Origin of the sequence: Alloprevotella sp. oral taxon 473 str. F0040 (genome assembly GCF_000318095.2) — a bacterium.
Classification (GTDB): domain Bacteria; phylum Bacteroidota; class Bacteroidia; order Bacteroidales; family Bacteroidaceae; genus Alloprevotella.
The window spans coordinates 575049-599185 of sequence record NZ_KB290717.1 but is presented as its reverse complement, the minus strand read 5'-3'; the positions used below and the strand labels follow the sequence as shown (position 1 = coordinate 599185).

At 41.8% G+C, this 24137-nt stretch carries 20 protein-coding genes and 2 tRNA genes (1 of these 22 only partly in view); 12 read left to right on the top strand and 10 right to left on the bottom strand.

Annotation, left to right across the window (positions count from 1 at the left end):
• From HMPREF9999_RS08095 to serB, 3 genes are all read right to left on the bottom strand, one after another.
• A tRNA-OTHER gene (locus tag HMPREF9999_RS08095) sits at nt 1–34 on the bottom strand; it reaches 52 nt to the left of the window's first position.
• Between the two features lie 6 nt (nt 35–40).
• Nucleotides 41–124 (bottom strand) — tRNA-Leu (locus tag HMPREF9999_RS08090).
• Between the two features lie 355 nt (nt 125–479).
• The gene (serB, locus tag HMPREF9999_RS08085) at nt 480–1700 is read right to left on the bottom strand and encodes a phosphoserine phosphatase SerB (protein WP_009752233.1); all 1221 of its coding nucleotides are present in this window, start codon (nt 1698–1700) and stop codon (nt 480–482) included.
• A 232-nt stretch (nt 1701–1932) separates the two neighbouring features.
• On the opposite strand from serB, the gene HMPREF9999_RS08080 reads away from it, so the two are divergent.
• From HMPREF9999_RS08080 to HMPREF9999_RS08070, 3 genes are all read left to right on the top strand, one after another.
• On the top strand, nt 1933–3318 hold the full coding sequence (locus HMPREF9999_RS08080; protein ID WP_009752232.1) for a DNA recombination protein RmuC: 1386 nt from the start codon (nt 1933–1935) through the stop codon (nt 3316–3318).
• 35 nt (nt 3319–3353) lie between these two features.
• Entirely contained in the window at nt 3354–3995 is a 642-nt protein-coding gene (locus tag HMPREF9999_RS08075; protein WP_009752231.1) for a deoxynucleoside kinase, read from the top strand.
• Between the two features lie 116 nt (nt 3996–4111).
• A complete protein-coding gene (locus HMPREF9999_RS08070) occupies nt 4112–4732 on the top strand; it encodes a deoxynucleoside kinase (RefSeq protein WP_009752230.1) in 621 nt (206 codons plus the stop codon).
• A gap of 63 nt (nt 4733–4795) precedes the next feature.
• Here HMPREF9999_RS08070 and HMPREF9999_RS10020 read toward each other — a convergent pair whose 3' ends face one another.
• The gene (locus HMPREF9999_RS10020) at nt 4796–5437 is read right to left on the bottom strand and encodes a methylated-DNA--[protein]-cysteine S-methyltransferase (RefSeq protein ID WP_009752229.1); all 642 of its coding nucleotides are present in this window, start codon (nt 5435–5437) and stop codon (nt 4796–4798) included.
• A gap of 201 nt (nt 5438–5638) precedes the next feature.
• Here HMPREF9999_RS10020 and HMPREF9999_RS10495 point away from each other — a divergent pair, with 201 nt between their 5' ends.
• The 9 genes from HMPREF9999_RS10495 to cas3 all read left to right on the top strand — a co-directional run bounded on the left by HMPREF9999_RS10495 (nt 5639) and on the right by cas3 (nt 17421).
• Nucleotides 5639–5830, top strand: coding sequence for a hypothetical protein (locus HMPREF9999_RS10495; protein ID WP_157049639.1), 192 nt, complete (start codon nt 5639–5641; stop codon nt 5828–5830).
• A gap of 751 nt (nt 5831–6581) precedes the next feature.
• Nucleotides 6582–7628, top strand: coding sequence for an SPOR domain-containing protein (locus tag HMPREF9999_RS10015; protein ID WP_009752227.1), 1047 nt, complete (start codon nt 6582–6584; stop codon nt 7626–7628).
• A 158-nt stretch (nt 7629–7786) separates the two neighbouring features.
• The gene (locus HMPREF9999_RS08055; RefSeq protein WP_044063284.1) at nt 7787–8329 is read left to right on the top strand and encodes an FHA domain-containing protein; all 543 of its coding nucleotides are present in this window, start codon (nt 7787–7789) and stop codon (nt 8327–8329) included.
• Between the two features lie 30 nt (nt 8330–8359).
• On the top strand, nt 8360–8836 hold the full coding sequence (locus tag HMPREF9999_RS08050; RefSeq protein WP_009752225.1) for a hypothetical protein: 477 nt from the start codon (nt 8360–8362) through the stop codon (nt 8834–8836).
• 123 nt (nt 8837–8959) lie between these two features.
• Complete coding sequence (locus HMPREF9999_RS08045) at nt 8960–10951, top strand: NAD(+) synthase (protein WP_009752223.1); 1992 nt, start codon at nt 8960–8962, stop codon at nt 10949–10951.
• A gap of 141 nt (nt 10952–11092) precedes the next feature.
• Nucleotides 11093–11614, top strand: a complete 522-nt coding sequence (locus HMPREF9999_RS08040) for a hypothetical protein (protein ID WP_157049638.1) — start codon at nt 11093–11095, stop codon at nt 11612–11614.
• A gap of 70 nt (nt 11615–11684) precedes the next feature.
• The gene (locus HMPREF9999_RS08035; protein WP_009752221.1) at nt 11685–12095 is read left to right on the top strand and encodes a BT0820 family HAD-type phosphatase; all 411 of its coding nucleotides are present in this window, start codon (nt 11685–11687) and stop codon (nt 12093–12095) included.
• Nucleotides 12096–12350: 255 nt separating this feature from the next.
• Complete coding sequence (locus HMPREF9999_RS08030) at nt 12351–14924, top strand: transglycosylase domain-containing protein (protein ID WP_009752220.1); 2574 nt, start codon at nt 12351–12353, stop codon at nt 14922–14924.
• A 139-nt stretch (nt 14925–15063) separates the two neighbouring features.
• Nucleotides 15064–17421 carry a CRISPR-associated helicase Cas3' gene (gene cas3, locus HMPREF9999_RS08025; RefSeq protein WP_198144636.1) on the top strand — a complete coding sequence of 786 codons (2358 nt, stop codon included), beginning with the start codon at nt 15064–15066 and terminating at the stop codon, nt 17419–17421.
• Between the two features lie 367 nt (nt 17422–17788).
• Here the strand turns inward: cas3 and HMPREF9999_RS08020 are convergent, their stop codons facing one another.
• From HMPREF9999_RS08020 to HMPREF9999_RS07995, 6 genes are all read right to left on the bottom strand, one after another.
• Entirely contained in the window at nt 17789–18559 is a 771-nt protein-coding gene (locus HMPREF9999_RS08020) for a glycosyltransferase family 2 protein (RefSeq protein ID WP_009752217.1), read from the bottom strand.
• Nucleotides 18560–18568: 9 nt separating this feature from the next.
• Nucleotides 18569–19294, bottom strand: a complete 726-nt coding sequence (locus HMPREF9999_RS08015; protein WP_009752216.1) for a glycosyltransferase family 2 protein — start codon at nt 19292–19294, stop codon at nt 18569–18571.
• Nucleotides 19291–20109, bottom strand: coding sequence for a hypothetical protein (locus tag HMPREF9999_RS08010; RefSeq protein WP_009752215.1), 819 nt, complete (start codon nt 20107–20109; stop codon nt 19291–19293). Before HMPREF9999_RS08010 ends, HMPREF9999_RS08015 begins: the two co-directional genes overlap by 4 nt.
• Nucleotides 20106–21089 carry a ligase gene (locus HMPREF9999_RS08005; protein ID WP_157049637.1) on the bottom strand — a complete coding sequence of 328 codons (984 nt, stop codon included), beginning with the start codon at nt 21087–21089 and terminating at the stop codon, nt 20106–20108. Before HMPREF9999_RS08005 ends, HMPREF9999_RS08010 begins: the two co-directional genes overlap by 4 nt.
• A 337-nt stretch (nt 21090–21426) precedes the next feature.
• A complete protein-coding gene (locus HMPREF9999_RS08000) occupies nt 21427–22578 on the bottom strand; it encodes a GNVR domain-containing protein (protein ID WP_009752213.1) in 1152 nt (383 codons plus the stop codon).
• 52 nt (nt 22579–22630) lie between these two features.
• Nucleotides 22631–24076 carry a lipopolysaccharide biosynthesis protein gene (locus tag HMPREF9999_RS07995; RefSeq protein ID WP_009752212.1) on the bottom strand — a complete coding sequence of 482 codons (1446 nt, stop codon included), beginning with the start codon at nt 24074–24076 and terminating at the stop codon, nt 22631–22633.
• Nucleotides 24077–24137 lie beyond the last annotated feature (61 nt).

The window sequence follows — 24137 nt, the reverse complement described above, 5'->3', positions numbered from 1 at the left end:
CAAGGTTGTGCTCTACCAACTGAGCTATTTCCGCAGAATGTGAAGAGGAGGAGACTCGAACTCCCACGTCGCAATTGACACTACCCCCTCAAAGTAGCGCGTCTACCAATTCCGCCACCTCTCCATTCTTCGCACGCAGCTTTAAGTTTTAATCAGCTCTAAGGGGGGTAGGCTGAACTAAAAAGAGCGTTTTCGAGTTTGCAAGTTGTTTGCTTGCCCGATTGCGAGTGCAAAAGTACAATGTTTTCTCGAAACTACCAAATGTTTTTATAGAAAAGTTACAACAAACAGACAATTTGAATGTACGACGGCGACGTACTATTAACAGAGGAGATATACAATGTACGCATCCTCACGTCAGTACCATGACCAGCAGTTCATGTAGTACGACTCCATGTGCATCAATGTCAGTTCTCTTGTCACAGAGAGATAATGATGGTCTAGTTTATCGTAAAGGTTCTTTTAAAGATTCCATTTGTTCAGTCTTGTAAGTAGGAGTCTTTGAAGCCTAAGAAATAAAGCACTCCATCTAGTCCTACGGTGTTGATGCTTTGGCGAGCATTGGCAACGACACGAGGTTTAGCATGAAAAGCTATGCCCAGACCTGCTGTTGAGAGCATGGGTAAATCGTTGGCTCCATCTCCCACAGCTATGGTTTGCTCTAAATCAACCTTTTCTACTTGTGCAATAAGGCGAAGTAGTTCAGCTTTACGTTTACCATCAACAACGTCACCTACAAATCTTCCTGTAAGATGATTATTCTCATCTACTTCTAGTTCATTAGCATATACATAGTCAATGCCAAAGCGACGAGCAAGGTGTTTTCCGAAGAAAGTAAACCCACCGCTTAAGATTGCTATTTTATAGCCGTAGCGTTTCAGAACAGACATTAAGCGTTCTACACCCTCTGTTAGTGGAAGTTTTTCTGCTATATCTGCCATGATGCTAGCATCTAATCCTTTCAACAAAGCTACACGTTGTGTAAAGCTCTCCTTGAAGTCAATTTCGCCACGCATGGCTGCTTCTGTGATGGCGCGTACTTGTTCACCCACACCTGCTCTCTCGGCTAATTCGTCGATACATTCAGCTTGAATCAAGGTTGAATCCATGTCAAAGCAAATGAGTCGCCGCATACGTCGATACATATTGTCGTGTTGGAAAGAGCAGTCCATCTCTAATTCACTGCACAAACGTAGCAGCTCGGCTTGCATGTGTTCACGATTGTTGGGAGTGCCACGGAGGGAAAACTCTACACAGGCGCGCACCGCATGTTCTTCGGGTTGTACTAATGGGACACGTCCTGTTAACCGATGGATGCCATCGATGTTCATACCTTGGTTGGCCACAAGTAAGCTTACTGCTTCCATTTGTCGTGCGGTGAGGTGTCTTGCTAGCACGGTCAAAATATAACGGTGCTTACCTTGCGCAGCTACCCAATGGTTGTATTCATTTTCCTCGATGGGATAGAATCGCACATTGACATTGAGTTCCGTGGCTTTAAAGAGCACTTCTTTCATCACTTGTCCGGAAGTTGCAGCAGGAGTTTGGATCAGAATGCCCAATGAGAGGGTGGAGTGAATGTCGGCTTGTCCTATGTCGAGGATGTCTACATCATATTTGGCCATAATGGCCATGAACCCCGCTGTGAGTCCTGGACGATCTTCGCCTGTGATACGGATGAGAATCAATTCTTGTTGCATAGGAGTTTCTTATAAGACCTATATTGTATTAGGATGAAAAAGTTCATCTGTTTAGGTTACGAAAACAAATTACGAAAAGCGAATTTAGAAAGAAAATCAGATGCAACCAACATTTTTCAGTGATTTTCCGTAAATTTGCATCTGAGTTAGAGAAAGACGGTTGATATAAGCTGTATTCTCGCTTGGTAATGCCTATTCAACCTTTTGATAAACGTTTACTCGATTTAATTCTATGTGGTCTCTTCTCTTTGTCATACTGGCTCTTATCATAGGCCTCGTGCTTGGTTATGTAGGTGCTCGTAAATCAATGAGTGAAACTCATGTGATTTATCAACGTCAAATCGAAGAAGTGCGTAGAAGTGCACAAATTAATGCTGAGCAGCAGCAGCAGCTGTTTCAGCAGCAACTTGCTACGGTGCGGAATGAGTTGACGGGGCAAACAGAGCGTTTGCTTCGTGAAAGGAGTCAGCAACTGACGGAGGAGAATAAAAATCAACTATCGTCGGTTATAGATCCGTTGCGTAATGGGCTCCAACAGATGCAAGAGCGAGTGGAGATGACCAATAAAACTCAACAAGAGACGATGCTTCGTTTAGATGAAAGCATAAAAGCCACGCTAATGCAAACTCAGTTGGTAGGTGAACGTGCTGATCGTCTGGCTGCTGCCTTAACAGGTGAGAATAAAACACAAGGTAACTTTGGAGAGCTTCGTCTACGAACTTTGCTAGAAAGTATGGGGCTAGAAGAGGGAGTGCAGTTTGAAGAACAAATAACCTTGCGTGATGCAAGTGGTCGCCCAATCAAACATGATGAAACGGGGAAGAGAATGATTCCTGATGTTGTTCTTCATTTTCCCGACGAACGTGAAGTTGTAATAGATTCAAAAGTCTCACTTAGGGCTTTTGAAGACTATTATAGTGCTACTGATGAAATAGAGAAGTCTGAAGCATTGCAGAGACACATAGCCTCTGTGCGTGCCCATGTCAAAGAACTCTCCAATAAGAGTTATGCGCAATACGGTAGAGCGGGGCGTCAACGACTAGACTTTGTGGTGATGTATATGTTTAGTGAAAGTGCGCTCAGCCTTGCACTCGGTGCTGCTCCTACGCTTTGGCGGGAAGCCTATGATAAAGGAGTTTTTATAACAAGTAGTCAGAATCTCTATGCTCTACTGCGAGTGTTAGAGATGTCATGGACTCATCAACGTCAAGTAGAAAATCAACAAAAGATAGTAGAAGAAGCGAATAAGATGGTGAGCCGAGTGCAGCTTTTTTGTCAGAGATTTACGGAGGTTGAAGACTATTTGGGTAAAGCACAAAAGAAATTTGATGCTGTTAAAACTTTACTATCTCCCTCTGGTCAAAGCATTGTCAATGCTGCCAATCGTTTAGTTCAGTTAGGGGCAAAAGAAGATTCTGCTCGCAAGGTAGCTTTGCCCAAGGCAGATGTAGGCCAACAAGAAGAACTTTTAAATAGTTTAGCTTCAGAAGAAAAAGTGAATTATGATAATTCGGAAAACAGCGAGAAACTAACTTCCTCAGAAGATTTGCATTCGATAGATTCAGGCTCCGATGAAGATCCTATTTTCACTATAACTTCGTCTTCATCGTATCAGTAAAAACTATGCTATCTGTCCTCATTATATAATAGAGTATGCACATTGCTATTTCAGGAAATATCGGTAGTGGAAAAACCACTCTCACCACTTTATTAGCTAAACATTATGGCTGGTTACCCAAGTACGAAACGGTGGCTGAGAATCCTTACCTAGACCTTTTTTACAAAGACATGAAGCGATGGGCTTTCAATTTAGAAGTCTTCTTTTTGAAAGAGCGTTTCAAGGATGTTTTAGATATTGCGCAGTCAGGTAAGACTATTGTGCAAGACCGTAGTATTTTTGAAGGAGTTCATATTTTCTCTGCTAATAATAAAGATATGGGGAATCTCGATGAACGTGATTTCGATACCTATATGGAGTTGTTTGATATTATGACTTCCTTGGTTGATGCTCCTGATCTATTAGTTTACCTTCGTGCATCTGTACCGCATTTGGTTGAGAATATCCGTCGTCGAGGTCGTGACTATGAGCAAAGCATTCCAATAGCATATTTGGAAAATCTAAATCGCCGTTATGAAAGTTTCGTGGTTGAGAAATATCCAGGCAAAGTATTGGTAATTGATGTCGATAATCTAGATTTCTTGCAAAATCCCACTGACTTTGCAGGTATCATCGATCGAATAGATGCTGAGCTTTTCGGACTTTTTCCTGATGAACGGTCTAATCAATTGGTTTAAGTGGCTTATTCATTGATTACATTTAAGATGATCATTTAGGTCTGTGCATGAGTCAAAGACGACTCACAATTACTGACTAACCTATATTCTAATTTCTAAAAGTATTCGTCTATAATATGCATATCGCTATAGCTGGTAATATTGGTAGTGGAAAGACCACACTCACTAAAATGTTGGCAAAACACTACGATTGGAAACCTCTTTTTGAGCCTGTGGATTATAATCCTTATCTTGAAGATTTTTATCAAGATATGAGTCGATGGTCTTTCAATCTGCAAATCTATTTTCTCAACAAGCGTTTTAAGGATGTGGTGTCGATAGGCCGTACTGATGATGCCATTATTCAAGACCGCACCATCTTTGAAGATGCTAAAATTTTTGCACCCAATCTCCATCGCATGGGCATGATGAGTGATCGAGATTTTGACAACTACACCGATCTCTTTGAACTCATGATGTCGCTTGTTGAACTTCCTGATTTGATGATCTATATTCGCTCTTCTATACCTAATCTTGTGTCTCAAATTGAGAAGCGCGGCCGTGATTTTGAAAAGACTATGCGCATAGATTACCTTCAAGGGTTGAATGAGCTTTATGAAGGATGGATTTCGAACTACAAAGGTCGTTTACTAATCATAGAAGGAGATACCCTTAAATTTGAAAGTGATAGAGCTGCATTTAGACAAATTACGGATCGCATCGACTCCGAACTTTTTGGGCTTTTTCCTAATGAATAATTTGATTCAATACTGAAATAAAGGTCGAGATTATGTTATCTCGACCTTTTATTTATATAGGCGTTATAGCAGTATTGCTCCTTCGTGTTTCAAGAGAGCGATTTTACGCTCTACGCCTCCTGCATATCCGCACAACTGTCCTGAAGTTCCAACTACTCGATGGCAAGGAATAATGACAGATATGGGATTACGCCCTACTGCCGAAGCTACGGAACGAGTGAATAGGGGAGACATATCTGTCTTTACTAATGGTGCACATTGATTTACAGAGTTTAGCTGTTGTTCTGACTCTAATCGTTGGAATACTGCTTTTGCTAACTGGGCATAGCTCCAGGTCTTGCCCCAAGGAATGTCAAGTAAAGTTGTCCACACGGTTACCATAAATGGGCTACCATATAAATGTATAGGGGGTGATGTCTTGGCGTGTCCTTCAATATAGCATTCTAACCATTGAAGTGTCAGGCTTATAAAAGGGGCTTCTTGTACTGTTTCCCATAAAGGTGTGCTCGGGTTCTTCTGTTTAACAGGAATCTTTGACGGATTAACCTCTTGCCATCCCAGTTGTCGATTAGGTGCGTGGTTCTGATGTTCAAACCACCAACCAGAGAGTGTTTCTCCATTCCCCACGATCCAAGCTTTGCCCCATGGAGTGGTAATTGATGCTTTTTGTAGATGACTGGGTAGATTGGTTGTTGTGATAATCATGATGAGTTTATGATTGGTATGATGTCGATAGATAGATTTATCTAAAAGGTTGTCTTGTCAAGTCTACTTAAATTTCCTACGCACAATTCAAGTGTGCATATGAAAAAGTGCTTCTAAATTTGTGGTTTTCAAAGATTGTATTTATCTTTGTATTATATAATAGTACACTAATGTTTCTATAATCAGAAAAAATGCATGATTATGTCTAGAAGAAAATATAGTTCTCCCCAAATAGAGTTTATTTCTATGCAAGCTGAAGGCATAATTGCTGGCAGTAAGACATTGAGAGTTGATAATGAGAAAGTAATTGATAATACTAATCAAATCTTTACTCGCAATCTTGATGAACCTTCTTCTTCGTTTTGGGAGTCAGAAACGGATAGTGAATATTAGAATTCAAACTTAATTTTGTTTGGCTATCTGTGCATAACACTCTTAGTTTTGATATTGGGATGCTTGTATAAGTATCCCGTTATTTTTGTTTATAGGTGAGGAGTTTGTGAATATTAAAAATCTTGGTATGTGGGGAGCATATTTTTAGCATAAAGCCTCATAGACAAAAGTGAATAGCATGCTAAACCAAGGCAAATCTATGTAAGTTGCTTGGAGTTTTATACAGCAAAGGTACCATTTTGAGGTCGCTTCTCCAATAATTGAATTTCTTTTTTTGCGTAATGGTCAGACAGTGTGTGCAAGCAGGAAGTTAATTCCTGTAGTTTGATGTAGTTTCTCCTATTGTTTCGAGAAAATCTCCGAGCTCTTTTGCAAAGTCTCAGACTTTTCTTCAGAAAAGTCCGAGATATTATCGAAAAAGTCCGAGTTGTATAAAGCTACCATGGCAAAGTGCTTTTATAGATGTGTGAAGATTCGGTTTCTCGTATAATGCTATTTGTTGTTATCAGTAGATAATTTTCTTTTAGAGCGTGAAGGTAAACAGGTAAAAGGCTATAGTAAATTGTTGAAATCTTCGTTTGATGAAAGATTCCTTTGTCAGTTATGAAAAATGCATCTATCAAGTGCTCAAATAGTTGTGTGTTGTATTTGAAAGAGCTTCATCCTATTGCTTTAAGTATACCAAAATTTGAGTCTAAAAAAGCCTTTCAAAAACTTTGAAATGTGAGGCTGAAAGCGTAACTTTGCACTAATGAATGACCTCAACTTACATATTAGCCGATTGCTTCTAGAGCATAATTGTGTGATAGTCCCTGAATTAGGTGGATTTGTTACACAATATTGTCCTGCATACTTCGATGAAGTAGCGGGAGCTTTTGTTGCACCAAGCTATCAAGTTGGGTTTAATCCCTTGCTCCAAGCGGATGATGGAGTGTTGGCTCAATCCTTTATGGTGGCCAACCAGACTTCCTATGATGAAGCCATTCATGACATTCGACTCTGTGTGCATCAATTGCGTGAATCTCTTCGTACGCGAAAAGAAGTGACATTGTTTAATGTAGGTACTTTTAGACTTGGTATATCGGGTACGTATGAGTTTACACCAGTGCTAGGAGGTATAGAAGTGCCACATTTATTTGGTCTTTCTGCACTTCCCCTTCAAAAGTTGTATAAGAAAGAGAACGTAAAGAGCGTTGCCTCATTGCAATCCCTAAAAGATAGTTATACGTTCCGTGTAAGCAAGTCAATGTTGCGTTCTGTTGCAGCGGCAGCTGTAGCCATCGTTTTCTACTTTGTTTGGGCTGCCCCTCTGAATCGTCATGCAAGCACTCAAGCCAATGAGGCACAGATGTTTGATCAAATAGCGAATGTGCTGGGGCATGTCACCGCTTCTCCAGAGCAAAAGTTGGATTATCAGTTGCACTTTCAACCTCAACCAGCTGATACTGGAAGTATTAGTGTGCAAGAATTGATGCGAGTTGAGAAAGATGAGAAAGTAGCACTCTCAACAACAAAGGAGCAACATCAGTTGCAGAATGCTGAGGTACATTCTGAATCTGTCCAATATACACTCGTAATCGCAAGTCAGGTACCTTTATCTGGTGCGCAGAAACTTGTGCAACAACTACAGAGCACAGGGATAGCTGAGGCTCGTGTGGCGCAACGCCACAATATGGTGCGAGTAGTCGTTGGGCGTTTTAATAGCTACGATGAGGCGCATAAGCATCTCAATCAAATGCGCGCGCAGTCTGAATCTTTTGCAGATTCATGGGTGCTTAAAGAAAATAGTCCGCTTTAGTTTGCTAATCACTCTCATCTACCCATTTTGCAAGATATTGAGATGCTTAGTCTTGTATGTAGGACGGATTAAATACGAAGAATTATTACTTGCCCTCTTTAATGTAGAAAGCATTTATGCTGTTTACATTCGAGAGTGGCACTTTTCTATTTTATCATATGAAGCGAATTCGTTGCCCAAAATGCGATGAGGCTATATTGTTTGACGACTCCCTTTACACTCCAGGGCGTACTCTCGTCTTTGAATGTCCTAGTTGTCGTAAACAATTTAAAATTCGCGTAGGTGTCAAGATGCCTCAGTCCAATGAGGCTGACCCTGAGTTTACTCGTGAGGAAGAAGAGCCATTACCAGTTGGTCATCTAGTTGTCGTTGAAAATGCCTTCCATCTGCGACAAGAAATTCCTCTTTTTCCTGGTAAAAATAGTGTAGGCCGACATGTGAAGGGCACAAAAGCCAATGCAGCCTTTAAGACGGTAGATCCCAGTGTGGATCAAACTCATTGTCATATCACTGTTTCAGTGAATAGAAATGGTGAAAGGAAATATGTGCTTCGCGATGGTCCTTCTGGTACTGGTACCTTCCATATGAATGAATTAGTAGGATTGAAGGAAAGTGTCAATGTGGAAGATGGTGCCATCATCACTTTGGGTGCTACAACCCTCATTTTACGTGACACTCCTCCTAGTGATGTTGAAGAGTAATTTCAACCATGAGCACTAAAACTTACGCCTATGCCCCGTATCTTCTTTATTTTTGCAATGCTACTGGCAATTGTGCCTAGTGCTTCTGCTCAACAATCGTTGGAGCAATCGAAGAGATCTTCGCCATCGATTAATGTTCCTATCAGCGATACGCTTACAGGGACATTCTATAATGATGACATTGGGCTCCGCCTCCATGTCGATTTAGGAAAAGAGCGACTCATAGTGCCTGGAATGGCTTTTCTCGGCCCAGTCTTTGCCTACATGGATGGACGAATTTATGGTTCTTGGATGCTAGTTAAGAAAGAAGTGAAAAATGGCAAGGCTATTCTACGCTTTACTAACGAGATTGGATCTGATTCTCAGGATGTTGAATTGACGCAAACTGCCGATGGTAATTATTTCTACAGAACTCTTGGTGGCAACAATGTCAAGAAAGTTGTGGGACGTCGTTTAGTGAAGATAGCAGATAGTATGCCCATGAAGCGCAGAGCACTTGATCAGTGAGTTGCTGCGATTCTATAAAAAAACAAGACCAAGTGACCTCTGTATAGAGTCATCTAAGGATAATGCTATAGATCTTGTTTATGCCTATTCAACATACAAGATAGACTTCTACAAACAGCAGATATGATAGACGGATTGATAAAGGTTGCAGCAGCTTTGCCTCGTGTAGAGGTTGCTGATGTGGCTTTCAACACTCAAGAAATAGAAAACCTTATGGTGAAGGCTGAAGGAAAAGGAGTAGAAATACTCTGTTTTCCTGAGCTTTCGCTTACAGCCTATACTTGTCAGGATTTGTTTGCTCAACAGATTCTATTGGATGAAGCTGAGCAAGCCCTTATGAAGCTTTTAGAGCTTAGCCGAAATCTTCAGTTGGTTGTAGTCGTAGGACTGCCAGTAAGTCATCGTGGTCTGCTTTTCAATTGTGCTGCCGTATTGCAGAATGGCAAATTGTTTGGCTTAGTACCTAAGACTTATCTGCCTAACTACAATGAATTCTATGAGAGTCGTTGGTTCGCTCCTTCTTATGCTTTGCAAGGGCATGAACAAATCAGGATTTGTGGGCAAACAACGATAATCAGTGCTCAGCAACTGTTCCGTGTCAATGACATAACCTTTGGCATTGAGATATGTGAAGACCTTTGGGCTCCTGTTCCACCTTCCAATAGATTAGCAATAGAAGGAGCTGAGATTATATTAAATCTCAGTGCTTCTAATGACCTTGTTGGAAAAACTGACTATGTGCGCCAACTCGTCACTGGACAGAGTGCACGCTGTCATTGCGCATATCTCTATGCTGGTTGTGGTTTTGGCGAAAGTACACAAGACCTTGTCTTTGGAGGTAGAGCTTTCATTGCAGAAAATGGACATTTGCTAGAAGAGTCACAGCAATTCTCACTCGAACCTCAACTCCTCATTGGAGAAATTGATGTAGAGTTGTTGCGTAGCGAGCGTAGAACCAATACCTCTTTTTCTCAATCTATAGCACAACAGGTTTCTCCTTCTTCTCATATCGTGGCAGAATTAGATATGGTGATTCGTGAGCAACCTTCTTTGCGAGCTTATGATCCACTACCTTTTGTGCCACAAGGTGAACAACTTAGCTTACGTTGTAATGAGATATTGAACATTCAAAGTCTAGGTTTAGCTAAACGTTTGAAGCATACTTATGCTCATCATCTGGTAATAGGTATAAGTGGTGGGCTTGATTCAACTCTTGCTTTACTCATTGCGGTTCACACCTTTGATTTACTAGGGTTAGATCGAAGGGGGATAGTTGGTATCACTATGCCTGGTTTTGGCACCACTGATCGTACTTATAATAATGCACTCGTCCTGATGCAGCAATTAGGAGTTACTATTCGAGAGATACCTATTGCGGCAGCCGTTCGCCAACATTTTGCAGATATAGAGCATGATGAGGATCTTCATGATGTGACTTATGAGAATGCTCAAGCTCGCGAACGAACTCAGATACTCATGGATGTAGCGAATCAAGTTGGTGGTATGGTATTGGGGACTGGCGACTTATCAGAGTTAGCCCTAGGCTGGGCCACCTATAATGGTGATCACATGTCTATGTATGCAGTCAATGCTTCTATTCCTAAGACTTTAGTAAAGCACCTTGTGCGTTGGGTTGCGGAAAACCTGATTGAGGATGGGTGTAAGGAGGTTCTACTAGATATCGTAGACACACCTATTAGCCCTGAATTACTACCAGCTGATAGTGAAGGACAGATTGCGCAAAAAACAGAAGATTTGGTGGGACCCTATGAGTTACACGACTTTTTCCTTTACTATACCTTGCGCTATGGTTTCCGCCCCAGTAAGATTTTCAACATAGCTGTTCGGGCGTTCTCCAAAACAGACGAATCTCGCAATGTGTCCGTATACTCAGAAACAACAATTGCTTACTGGTTGAGAGTCTTTTTCCGACGCTTTTTCCAACAGCAGTTTAAACGTAGTTGTCTACCAGATGCTCCTAAAGTAGGTAGTTGTTCGTTGTCTCCTCGTGGAGATTGGCGCATGCCTTCTGATGCATCAGCTGCTTCGTGGGTGGTAGAGTGTGATAGGATAGTTGAGAAATGTACACCCGTAAATCAAGAAGTTGATTTATAGCTCTCGTATGAATCACTACTCGTTCGGTCTGTCATAAATTATTGGATGCTTATGTCAATGAACGCCTTTCGATATCTAATAGTTAGAGTGCAGAAGTACTATGGAGTTAGCTTGTTCTTTCTAGCACTACTATGGTTCAGTATGATTAGCTGTCTAGAAATCCAGGGACAGCAAAGAAGCACAGAGGTAAAAGCTGATTTTTATGCTGAAATTTCTGCCAATCGAGATTCAATAGTTGTAGGCGACAGCTGCATAGTAAGTGTGATTCTCTATTCAAATTTGCCCTTTGAATCAGTAGAACAAATGCCGCGCAATCTTCAGTTTGCTAAAGATGTGCGTGTTCATTTAATACCTACTGATAGAGAGCAGCAACAAGTTCGTACTTCTCGTGGAGTTTACTATGCTCTCGCATGGCAGCATTATAGAGTAAGTCGTAAAGATCTGGGCATCATTGTGTGGCCAGAAATGCAGTTCTCTGCTGAAGTAGGTATTTATCAAGCCGTAGAGGACGACTTCTGGAACTTCTTTTCATTTGCACCTACTATGCGCCTGATAGAGAAACGAAAAGTTAAGTGTAAAGTACCGAAATTTTCTTTGCCAGTTGTTGAACGCCCCAAACGTAGTACGCAGGACATATTACGATCAGGTCGACAAGTGATGTAACATCTAAGGGAGCATAGAGCATTTTCACTGCATCTTTTTATTTCAGAATCTTCATTTTTTCACACGATATATGGTTATAGCCGTTGACTTTGATGGTACAATTGTAGAACATCGTTATCCCGAAATTGGTAAAGAAATTCCCTTTGCAACAGCCACTTTGCGGCAACTCATAGCAGACGGACATGAGATTATCCTCTGGACTGTGCGAGAAGGGGAGTTACTTAATGATGCGGTCGAGTATTGCCGTAAGCGTGGCGTAACCTTTTTTGCTGTAAATCGTGATTTTGAGGAAGAAGATGGCTCTAATAGTGACTTTTCTCGTAAGATTAGAGCTGATCTTTTCATAGATGATCGCAATATAGGTGGTTTACCACACTGGAGTACTATCTATGCGCTTATCAACAATGGTAAAACCTTAGAGCAACATCTCATAGCACAAGGGACACTTCCAAAGCCAAAGCGATGGTGGTGGCCATTTTAAGTGTCGAATTGCGAAATATAGCGATTCAATATTCCTTTTTTTGAATTTTGTCTATTGTTATAGTGCTTTTTTTTACCTTGTTTGCCCCTTCTCTATTTGAAAATTCCTTTCATGACCAGCAAAAAAACAGGTATATACTTTGTCTGTCTTGAGCTTTGCTGTATTTTTGCTGTGTCTAAGTAATATCCTTTACAAATAATCATGGACTCAAAACCACGAAACATCTTTCAGCGCTTCTCTTTCCCATTCATTTCGATGTGGCAGAAGAGTAGAGATTTCGGACGTTGGTATCGTTCGCTCTATAAGAATGCACCTTGGTGGAAGAAAATAGGTGTGGGATTCTCCTCCTTTATCGTCTTTATCATAGTCTACTGTCTCGCTGTGCAGTTCAATTTGTTTTGGCTTTTTGGTAAATCTCCTTCGCTAGATACCATAATGAATCCCAAAACAGCAGCTGCATCTGAAATATATAGTGCAGATGGTAAATTATTGGGTAAGTTTTTCAGCGAAAATCGCACACCTGTAGCTTATGATTCAATTGCACCTAATTTCTTTGACGCACTGATTTCTACAGAGGACGAACGCTTCTACAGTCACCATGGAGTAGACTTCATGGGATTAGGAGCTGCTGTCAAAGATGCTGCCACTGGCCATGCACGCGGAGCATCAACCATAACCCAGCAGCTGGTGAAGAATATGTTTCGTGTTCGTACTGAGTATTCAACTGGTCTTTTGGGCTACATACCTGGTGTCAAGATGCTCATCATGAAGAGTAAGGAGATGATCATTGCTACAGAACTAGAATGGTTCTGTAGTAAGCAAGAGATTCTCACCATGTATGCCAATACAGTAGATTTTGGGTCAAATGCTTATGGTATCAAGACCGCTGCAAAGACTTATTTTAATACTACGCCTGCCGAGTTGAAAACGGAACAATCTGCTGTTTTGGTTGGATTGCTCAAGGCGACATCTGCTTATAATCCCAAGACCAATCCCAAGAATTCCCTTTTTCGTCGCAATGTTGTCCTCGACAACATGTATAAACATGGTAAGTTGTCGGCTGCTGAATTGAGTGAGTTGAGAGAAAAGCCCATTGAACTCAATTTCAGTGTTGAGACAGCCTATGACGGACAGGCTCTTTACTTCAGACAAGCTGTGGCCGATGAAATCAAGAATCTGGACTTAGGATTAGATCCCTACAAGGACGGCCTGAAGATATATACAACGGTGGATAGCCGTATGCAGAAGTATGCGGAGCAAGCCATGTTGGAACAGATGAAAGTTGTGCAACGCAACTTTGATGCACACTGGGGAAAGCAAGACCCTTGGGTGAATGAGAAAAACCAGCCTATTCCCGGTTTCCTGCAAGAGAAGCTTAAGCAAACAGATGCTTACAAAATGCTTTCAGCTCGTTATCCTGATGATCCCCAAAAGGTGATGGAGATTCTCAATACACCGCACAATGTAAAGCTCTTTAGTTATTCGGGCGATAATCTCAAAGTAGAGCGCGAAATGACTTCTGTAGACTCTTTGCGTTATATGCTTCGCTTTATGCATGCTGGTTTTGTGGCTATCGAGCCTCAAACTGGAGATGTAAAAGCGTATGTTGGGGACGTAGACTTCAATACTTGGCAACATGACAACGTAAAAGCGACCCATCAACCAGGCTCCACCTTCAAACTATTTGTCTATGCCACGGCAATGAAGCAAGGGTGGTTACCTTCTGATGCACGACTCAAGGATGAATATATCCAAATGAACGTGGTGGATGAGCAAGGTAAACCTAGTGTGTGGCGCCCACACAATGCTAATGGCAGATTTTCTGGAGCAAACATCCCCCTCAGAGCTGCTTTTGCGCAAAGTATCAATACTATTGCTATCAAGCTAGGTCAAGAAGTGGGTATTCCCAATGTCATCAAGACAGCGCAAGACATGGGGATAAAGAGTAAACTCAATGATGCTCCATCATTGCCTCTTGGCCCAAGCGATGTTCACCTCATGGAGTTGGTAGGAGCCTATGCAAGTGTTGCTAACTATGGAGAGTTTGTCAAACCAACTATGATAACTCGCATTATAGATCGTGAGGGAAAGGTGGTGTACGAGTCGCGTAAAGAAGTACGCACCGTGCTTTCCGATAAAGAAGCCTTCTATATGCAAACTCTCTTAGGGGCTGGCATGACCGATGCAGGCGGCACTTCCCAAGCCTTGGCTAGCCAAAACTATATTGGACAATGGTTCTGGAACAAACGCATTGATGCTGGTGGTAAGACTGGTACTTCCAACTCTCATGCCGATGCATGGTTTGTAGGTGTGACTCCAAATCTTGTTGGTGGAGCTTGGGTTGGTGGAGAATATCGTCAAATCCACTTCCGCTCTGGTGCATTAGGACAAGGTTCAAAGACGGCACTTCCCATCTTCGGACTTTTCATGAAGAAAGTCTTGTCAGATGCTGCTCTTGCTCCGAAGTATTTAGCACGTTATCGCATTCCTGAAGGTGTGAATCCAGCAGACTTAGAAGGACGTTTCCTTTATCAACATGCTGATAGCACCAGCCACGATAGCACTGCTGTTGATTTTTCCGAAGATATAGGAGCTTCCCCAGAAGAGCATGGTGACAACCCTCCTCCCCCCGCAGCCCCTACTCACGAACCTGTCGCCCCGAAGGAACCAGTAAATAATACCCCGAATGGTACTGCTGAACCCGTCAAGGACCAGGGTGCAAAAACAGGGATGAACAAGAATAGTACAACAATAAAGACTGATCGCACTCAATCTTCTGGCGAGAAGAAGCCCAAGAAGAAAGCAAGCGGCGATGATCTTTTCAACTAATTGAAAAAGACCTTTTCAACACATTTTTGCAGGGCATAATCAGACAAGGTCCCGAGTAATTCTTCACTTATCGTTCCCTTCCTCTGTATGCAAGAGGAAGGGAACGTAGTTTTTACCTTAAAGTTATATGGCAACAACGATGAAATTTCCTGCTTATCACGATTCGTCCATCATGGCACATGTTGCAGCAGATGGTCGCATACAAAGTTTGAATGAACATGCAGCTGGAGTAGCTAAACGTTGTGCAAAATTTCTCATTGATGTCGGCCATCCAGTACTTGCACCACTTGGAGAACTTTTAGGTCTGCTGCATGATTTAGGCAAAACACAACCTGATTTTCAATACTATCTCAAGAAGGTTGCTATAGAGAAAACGATGGCTCTCAAGGCTCCACATAGTATGGTAGGGGCTGCGTATGCAGGATATGATAAGTTAACCCAAAACTTTCCTGCTATCTTTGGTATTCTTTCGTATGTGATTAGTGGTCATCATAGAGGGTTATACGATTATGATCAATTAGATGACAATCTTCACAGTCAAGAGTTGAGGAAGAGAACTATGGATTGTGCGGAAGAATTCAAAATTGGTTTTGGTATTTTGATGGATTTTCTTCAGCTACATGGGAAAACTATTAAGGAATATCTACAAGATAATACGAGCCATAGTAATGCACAAGCTATGGTTCGACTATGCTTTTCTTGTTTGATTGATGCAGATTTCTTAGATACGGAGGAGTTTATGGATGCTGCGCGCCAAGAGACGCGACAGCAAACTACTGCGGCATACGAGTGTATGGCTGTACTGCAGAAAAAGTTGCTAGATCATACAGGAAGCTTTAGCGCGAATACTCCAGTTAATATGGCGCGCGCGCAGTTTCTTTCTACTTGCCGGCAGCATGGAAGCCAATGTGAATTGGGTTATTATTCTTTATTTCTACCTACAGGAGGAGGGAAAACGCTTTCTTCGATGGCGTGGGCATTGGAAACAGCTTTGCATCATGGACTGCAACGTATTATTTATGTCATTCCTTATACTTCCATCATAACGCAAACCGCGCAAGTGTTTAAGCAAATCTTTGGAGAGCACAATGTTCTAGAACATCATTCTGAATTTCAGGAATCAGTTTCTTCTGCGCGAGAGACAAATATATTGACGTCTTCTTCCACTGACGATGAGGCTTATAGTCCTTATCGACTCATTTGTGAGAATTGGGATGCGCCGATTATCGTCACCACCAATGTGCGATTCTTTGAGAGCACTTTCTCTCACAAGGTTTCTGCCACGCGCAAAATGCATAATGTGGCGCGTTCTGTTGTTGTTTTTGATGAAGTGCAGCAATTTCCCAATGCCTTTCTCAATCCAATGTTGCATGGTCTAGATAATCTTCGTGAAGTCTTTCAATGCCAGTGTTTGTTTTGCTCGGCAACTTTGCCTTCTTTCGATCGGAATCACAACAGTCCCTTCAAGCATGTGAAAGATTTTTATGCGCTCCAACATAGGCTATCCCCGATAGTGGATATAACAGCTGAAATGGTAGCTCCTTTCGAGAGAGTACATTATCATCTAAAACCTATATCATTGACCTATGCAGAAATAGCTATGCGTTTAAAGCAGCACACTTCAGGCTTGTGTGTTGTGAATACTCGAAAAGAGGCTGCAATGTTGTATTTAGAATTGCTGGAGCAAGGATGCCCTCCAGAACAGCTATTGCATCTGTCTCGCAATATGTGTTCATCGCATTTGAAGACGGCAATCACAGCTATTCGAGAACGAATGGCGCAAGAAATTCCCACCTTAGTCGTGAGTACGCCACTCATTGAGGCTGGGGTAGATTTGGATTTTCCTGTAGTATATCGAACTAAGACAGGGTTAGATGGAATCATTCAAGCTGGAGGTCGATGCAATCGAGAGGGTAAACGTGCAGAACGCGGAGAAGTTTTTGTAGTAGATCTTATAGAAGGTGGTCAACTACAAGGCGATCGCAAAGAGGCGGTCTATGCCACTCAAGATTTAATCCATGCCACGGGTGCAACTTATAGTGAGAGCCACTTGGATTATATTCAACAATACTATGAGCGTTTCTTCAAACGTATCAAAACTTTTGATGCACATGGCATTGCTGCTAGACTTTGGCGAGCAGATTATGCAGAAAGTTGGCAGTTCGATTTTGAAAGTGCTAGCAAGGATTTCAAAATCATTGATGAGCAAGACCAGGTAGAAATTATCTTGAAGGATGAATCATTGTTACCGCTCATTGATAGTTTGCAGCATCATCGTGCTTTTCTTTCTCGTCATGTGTTGCGACAACTTCAGCCTTATCGCATCGGAGTGAGTCATCGTCAATATAATACTTTGCTTGCTGCAGGATGGGTGGAAAAGATTGTGTTAGATCCTGGCACACAGCGCGAACTCTGTATGTTAGATCTTGATGGATATGATGCTGCTCTTGGTGTTCGGTGGGATAATCCCTATGCTGATGCTCCGCTCATCAGTTAAACCTTAAGACTTTCTTTATCACCCTTCTACTACAATTTCAAAGAGAAAGGCCAATATGTAGTGAAACATACTGGCCTTTAGTGAATTAGCTTTTTAGGTAGTTCCGTGGTTTAGGCAATTATACTACATGATGATTAAAACAATAGCCTAGAGTATTAGCCACAGAATTCATGGGTTTTCTAAAAACTCCGAGATATATGATGAAAAAGTCGGAGAGTTATAGTTAAAAAGTCGGAGATTTCTTAGAACTTCTCCGACTTTTTTGGGAAAATCTCGGACTTTTTTCCAGAAGAGTCGATAGTCAAAGAACAATAGAGACCTAGATTTCTATCTTACTATAATCTTTCTTCTAGAAGAGTTGCTCGAATTATCGTGCAAATCGACTCTTGAGCATTTGACAAGCCTTGTAGCAATAGGGGAGTAACAGGAAGAAAAAGTTGGAGTAAACTCTATTCTTCTTGAGGGCACGCAGCCGGTCTTTAAGGCCTTGCAGGTAACTCTTCCAACCCGCTGTTGAGACACCGCCCATGCGCATCGTAACGAGGTCGTGAGGGATGTGGACAGTGGTCAATCGTTGCACATAGATGAGACGAAGCATCAATTCGAAGTCTGCAGCAATCTTCATGTTGAGATCGAAAAGTGGCTGTTGCTCGTAAATTTCTTTGCGACAGTAGAAGGTCGGGTGGGGAGGAGCATAGCCTAATCGCATCATCCAGCGGCGAAAATGGCCAGCGGTGTAATGGCGAACTGGAACTTTAAGTGCATGAGGTTGCACGAAATATAGATTTCCATAACAAGCGTCAACGGAGGGATTCTCAAAGGCTTGAGCTATATATTCAAGACTATGAGGAGTGCTGAAGAAATCGTCACTATTGAGAATACCCACCACATGACCTGTAGCCATGAGAAGGCCTTTATTCATTGCATCGTACAAGCCTTGATCAGGTTCGGACACGATGCGTAGTTTTCCTTGAAAAGCAGGTTTAAACGAACGAACGATTTCAAGAGTCTTGTCTGAAGACACTCCATCCACCACAATAACCTCAAAATCTTGATAGGTCTGTTCCAACACAGATTGCAGGGTATCAGCAATCGTTGCAGCACTATTGTAGGTCGCGGTGATGATAGTGATGGTCATAGCTCTGATTTATCGTGATAGAAGTTTTGAAGAGAGGAGGCGTTTGAATAGAGGGAGCAAGATGCGCAGACGGAAAAGGAACTTTTCCTTTAGAGAGTAGGGACTCTTTTGGGCTGTGCACGATGCATTGTTGCCGTGACGACGGAAGAGAATGAGGGGTTGGTGGAGGAAATAAGTATTGAAGAAGAAAGCAGCCACATTGCCAATCCAGATGTCGTGCATCGGCAACTCTTTGGGGAAGGGGAGTGCTTTTTCGACCACTCTTCGGGTAAACAGCATGCAGCAACCAAGGTAGTAGTTGTGTAGCAGGAGGTTGTACCATTTCCCTGCCTTCATTCCTGTAAGTTCAAAGAAGGAGGGATGCACCACATTTAATGATTGGTCAGTAACATGGCAGTCACTAATGACGCAGTCGTAACCATTGCGAATGAGCTTCATCATTTCTTCCACTTTGTTGGGCATCCACACATCGTCTTGGTCTGAAAGGAAGATGTAATCTCCTTTAGCCACTTGCAAAGCATGCTCAAAATTGCTGATGAGAGAACCATTGCAGGGACCTTTGACCCAACGAATAAGTGGACTTTGAAAGGATTCTACCACTTGTTTTGTATCGTCTGTAGAACCATCGTCTGACACAATGACTTCATCACCTTCCGATAGTTGGGGAAGAATGGAAGCTAGTTGTGAGTGGAGGGTGGAAGCACCATTGTAAGTGGCTATGCAGACAGATATCATGTTTGAAATAGATAATGCTTAAAGAGAGTGGTGAGGAATCTAAGAGAGCGTGTACGAAGGCTGAGGGCGAGGGTGTGGCGCAACACTTGATAGTGATGTTGCCATTTCGCTTTGGTGGTTTCAAATTCGCAGTACCGAGCGCTCTTGATGTAGAGTCGAAAGCGTGGAAGTAAGACTTCTGTACGCGTTTGATGGTTGGAAAAATCTTGTTGTACTGTCAGTGGCAGCAGGGGGAAATATTTGCTGCGCTGGCGTATGCGGCGTATGAATTGAAAGTCGGCAAAGTCGAGCATCACTTTTTCGTTGTATCCTCCTACTGCTAAGAAGTCTTCGACTCGCACACAGAGACCGCTATTGACGGGAGCGTAATCGAAGAGGGAATGCTCGCCAGCGGGCAGGGATACAGCCTTGATGTTCCATGTGTCGATGGTGGCAGGCGAGAAAGCTCCCGTGTGAGTGGTTAATGATGGTGCAGCTACGATGGTACTTTCTGAAATTTGCAAATACTGTTCCAATGCGTGTGGCGGAAAGAGCGTATCTTGGTCGAGTAGCAAGAGGTGAGTGTAGCCATATGTTACTGCATAGTGGGCTGCAGCATTGTAGTGGTACGATAATCCTGGATTGTTAATAGTACGCTGATAAACCAGTTGTTCTGGTAATGATGCTGTGTCTACTTTAAAATCGGCAGGCGAATTGTCACCAATGTAGATTGCTCCAGAATAATGGGAGAGCAGACTTTGGATGCTCAGTGCATCTTGCCATCGACAACGATAGATTACCACAACGGGAAGGAGAGAGAAAGTTGCTGAAATCATGTGGTAGAGGCAAGTGGAATAGAGGTGGACTTTCGGAGGTGAATGATGTGTGCATACATCATCCACAACACGGTCATACCTTGGGAATTGAGGAGAAATGGGTTAGTACCAGCAACGAGTAAAAATGCGAAATAGGTCAGAAACAGCCCCATATTGAAAGCATCTTTTCGGTGATGGAAGAGAACTTTGAGCGGATAAAGATACACCGCAAGGATGGCTATAGCTAGCAGTCCATAATTACGGAGCAATTCGATGTAAATCCACTCTGTTTGAGCAGTGAGGCGTCGAAACCCTTCGGAATAAAAGAGCGTGCCAGTGCCCTGTCCCCAAAAGAGATATTCAGGGTGTTCATTGAATAGGTCTAAGTAGGAGGACAGGTGTCCATACTTGATAGCGTTGGAAACATCACCCTTTTGTGTGGCGAGAAGACCAATGAAGAGTAGGAAGGCTATTCCTGCTAGCACCAACAGAGGATAGAAGAAATACTTCGCCTTCGGACGCTTGTTGATCCAGTTGTAGCTGATGAGACCTATGATGAACAAGGGAGTGAGCATCATAGCACGTGTGCCACTGATGAAGAAAGCGATCGTGAGTAGGATGCCTAAGAGGGTGTATCCGAGTTTGCGCCAAAAGGTTTTTTTTTGTTGTGTGAAACTCGCGAAAAGAACCCAATAAAGCACAGGAATTAAACTCACAATAGAGCGATAGTACATACCAAACACTTGTACGCCTAGCCAATTGCGTCGGGTAATCATCACCATTTCATTGTGCTCTTGCGAATAGGTGAAGAGCGCAAATTCAAAGATTGGACTCGAGCTAATTAAAGCATAGAGTGTGAGGATGACAATGGTGGTGATTAGTGCAGGAAAAATAGATAATCGCAATACGTCATAGTGACGTACCCACAGAAGAAGTGTGAGGGGAGCCATACTTTTGAACACTCCATTCAGATACTCATGGTCTATGGAATTTCCTTGCATTTCTGCAAAGATATAACCCAGGGTAATCACTAAAAAAACACCCAGAATGTGTGGTAAAAATCGCCAGTCTGGACGAAAAAAGAGTATGTTGAAGCCTAAGAACAGAATGAATAGTTTATCTTTAAGATGAAGAACACTATTGGAGGGATCGAGCATTAACACCAAAAGAAAGAGGGCAAAAATCAAATTGCCCACTTTCTTTAGAAAGGGATAGGTATGATGCGGTGCAAACAATGCTGACATAGTCTAACTGTCGATTAGGATACGGCGACAATTGCGGGATTTCTTTTGCTTTCTACACTTGATTCGTCTTGAGTGTGCAGAGATTTAATTGATTTTACTCTTTAGAATTAAGAGGGGGAGTGTCGTCTTCTGTCATCTTATTAGAAAAAAATGTGCTGTCTTTGTTGGTGATATTTGTAATGGAAAGTTCCTCACTCTGAGTTGTTGGATTTTTGGAGAAGAGGAGTCGAAGATAGTAGTAAGCTGCTGTTCCTACGATCCCTACGAAGAGAAATGCAATGAGGAGCATCACCTTTTTAGGAGAAGTTGGACGGTTGGGCACTGCTGCATCATCAATGATGGTAAACACGGGAGTGCGTTCTTGAATCTTTGCTTCTGCCATGCTAGCTTGCTGCTTCATTTGAGTGTAGGCAGTAAAGGCATTTTGCATTTCATTTTCTAGATCGCTTTCTACGGTGGTCACGCTCTTAAGAGAAGCGTCCATGTGAGAGTCTGCAAAAGCAGCATACTTATGCTGAATAGCTGTGTATTTTTTCTGAAGTTGTTGCGCCAAACCATGGTAGTAGTGATAGTCGGTGCGAGCTTTATTTGTACGGTATTCAGTGATGAACTCTTGTAGATTGGTTTGTGCAACGTCTACTATTTGTTTGGCTACCTCAGGATCTTGGTCAGAAACAGCAATAGTGATAACGTCTGTCTCTTTGTCTACTGAGCAGATGATGCTACCTTGCATGGCCTTTACCATGGTTTCTTGCTCTATCGTGAGGTGATTAGGGTCTATCTTCTTGTTCGTGATGGGGTCTTCCTCCTTGCTCTCCGAAAAGATAGATTTAATACCTTTGATAGTTCCTTTGATAGCTGTTGTCCACCAAGGTGTGCGGCTTTCGGTTTCTAGATAGGCAGCGTAGGTGGGATAGGCTTTCCTTTGATGTGTTTTGATGGGAGTTTGCAACAGTTGGATAAGAAACTTATTAGTCGATACTACATCTGGATATAAGTTTGGGCTGATAGCATCTTCGCTATTGCCCAAGTTGATGCCTGCCAAAGAGGAAAGGTTGCCCATCATCCCAGAGAGTTTACTATCTTTTTGAGATTCTGCTGCCATGCTCACTTTGGAAGTGTAGGTTTTGGGGATACTGAAAGCTACGATAAGTCCGAAAACTATAGAGAGAATAATATTGAGATAAAATATCTTCTTTTTTTGTCTCAGAACTTTTAATAAGGTCGATAAATTAAAGGTCGTCATACTATGCTATAGGAAAAGAGGATAAACAGTGTATGATGATGATAGGATATTACTATCTAACACAAGATGTAAGACAACGTAGTTTACTCAGTATTTGTTTACGTCGTTGGGGAAGAATTATTGCAATATAGATTAATAGCAAGGCAGAGAATGTAAGAGTTTGGTATATTAACCCTAGCCAATGTGATGTATATAGCAATCCAACGTAGTATACAATAGCACAGACAATGAATGAGGGAATGACGTGCATTAAAATACTTTTAGCTCCTTGAAGCAATTCTATTTGTTCTATTATTCTTTGAGTAAAGTATCCATAAATCAGCCACGAACAAAGTGCTAATAGGGAAAAGCTATATAGCAGTGTTTCGAATGAAATAGTTATGCTAAGAACAAAAAGTATAGCAGCTATAGTCTTTCTAGCAATCTCTATGTTGAGATATTGTTGGGATTTACCATAGACTTGTATAACATTTTGGTAAAGCACAATGAGAGGTTGAAAAAGAGCTGATATTGATAGGATTTTGACAATCACGATGCTTTCTTCCCATTGAGCCCCTATTAGTAGTACAATAAAATGATCAGACGTTGCTGCAATAAATCCACTAAAGAGTAAAGCAAAAATAGTAGTCTTATTGTATAAGTGTTGGAATCTTATGGAAAAATAGACTCTGTCGTGCTTGATTTTTGCTAAAGCTGGTAAGGATACTTTTTGTAGTACTAATGCGAAGTTTGCAACTAATCCTACAGAAAACTGATCAGAACGCGAATATAAGCCTAAATGGTGTCCACCATATATTTTTCCTATAAAGTAAAAGTATACATTATTATAGAATGCATCAATTAATCCTGATAAGAGAATACGTGAACCAAATGAAAATAAGTTACGTGCTGAATCTTTGGATAACTGTAGGCTAGGGAGTTGCTGAATTGAACTCCACAATACTAGAGTATAGGTGGTTTGCCTCACAATTTGTTGTACAACAAATGACCATACTCCATAGCCTTGATATAATAGCAGTAAGCCCACTATAGCCCCTAAAATAGAAGATGAAGATGCAGCAACAGCTTGTGTTTTAAAGTTTATTGCACGTGTGAGCTGTGCTTTAGGAACAATGGAAAAGGCAGAGATAAAAATAATGATACCTAACCATCTGACTACGTCAGTGAGCACTGGTATATTTAGCCCTTTTGATAGCAAAGGAGCTATACTAAAGAGTATTATATAAACTACTACAGAGGTAATTACATTAAGTGTAAATCCTGTGTTATAGTCAACTTGGCTTATTTTTGTCTTGCGAACCAGGGCTGTTGAAATTCCACCATCTGATATTATATTGGAAATCGTTATCAGGAGTAACGAAACTCCAATAATGGAAAAATCTTTTGGTGACAAAGCACGAGCAAGCAGGATACCAACTATGAAATTGATACCTGTGCCCGAGAAGTTGTCGATGACTCCCCAACCTAGACCTTTAGAGAACTTACTGCTGTTGCTCATGCGTAGTTGTGCCTATACAGACGTGGTGAGACTATATAATGTTATCTAGATAGAAATCGCT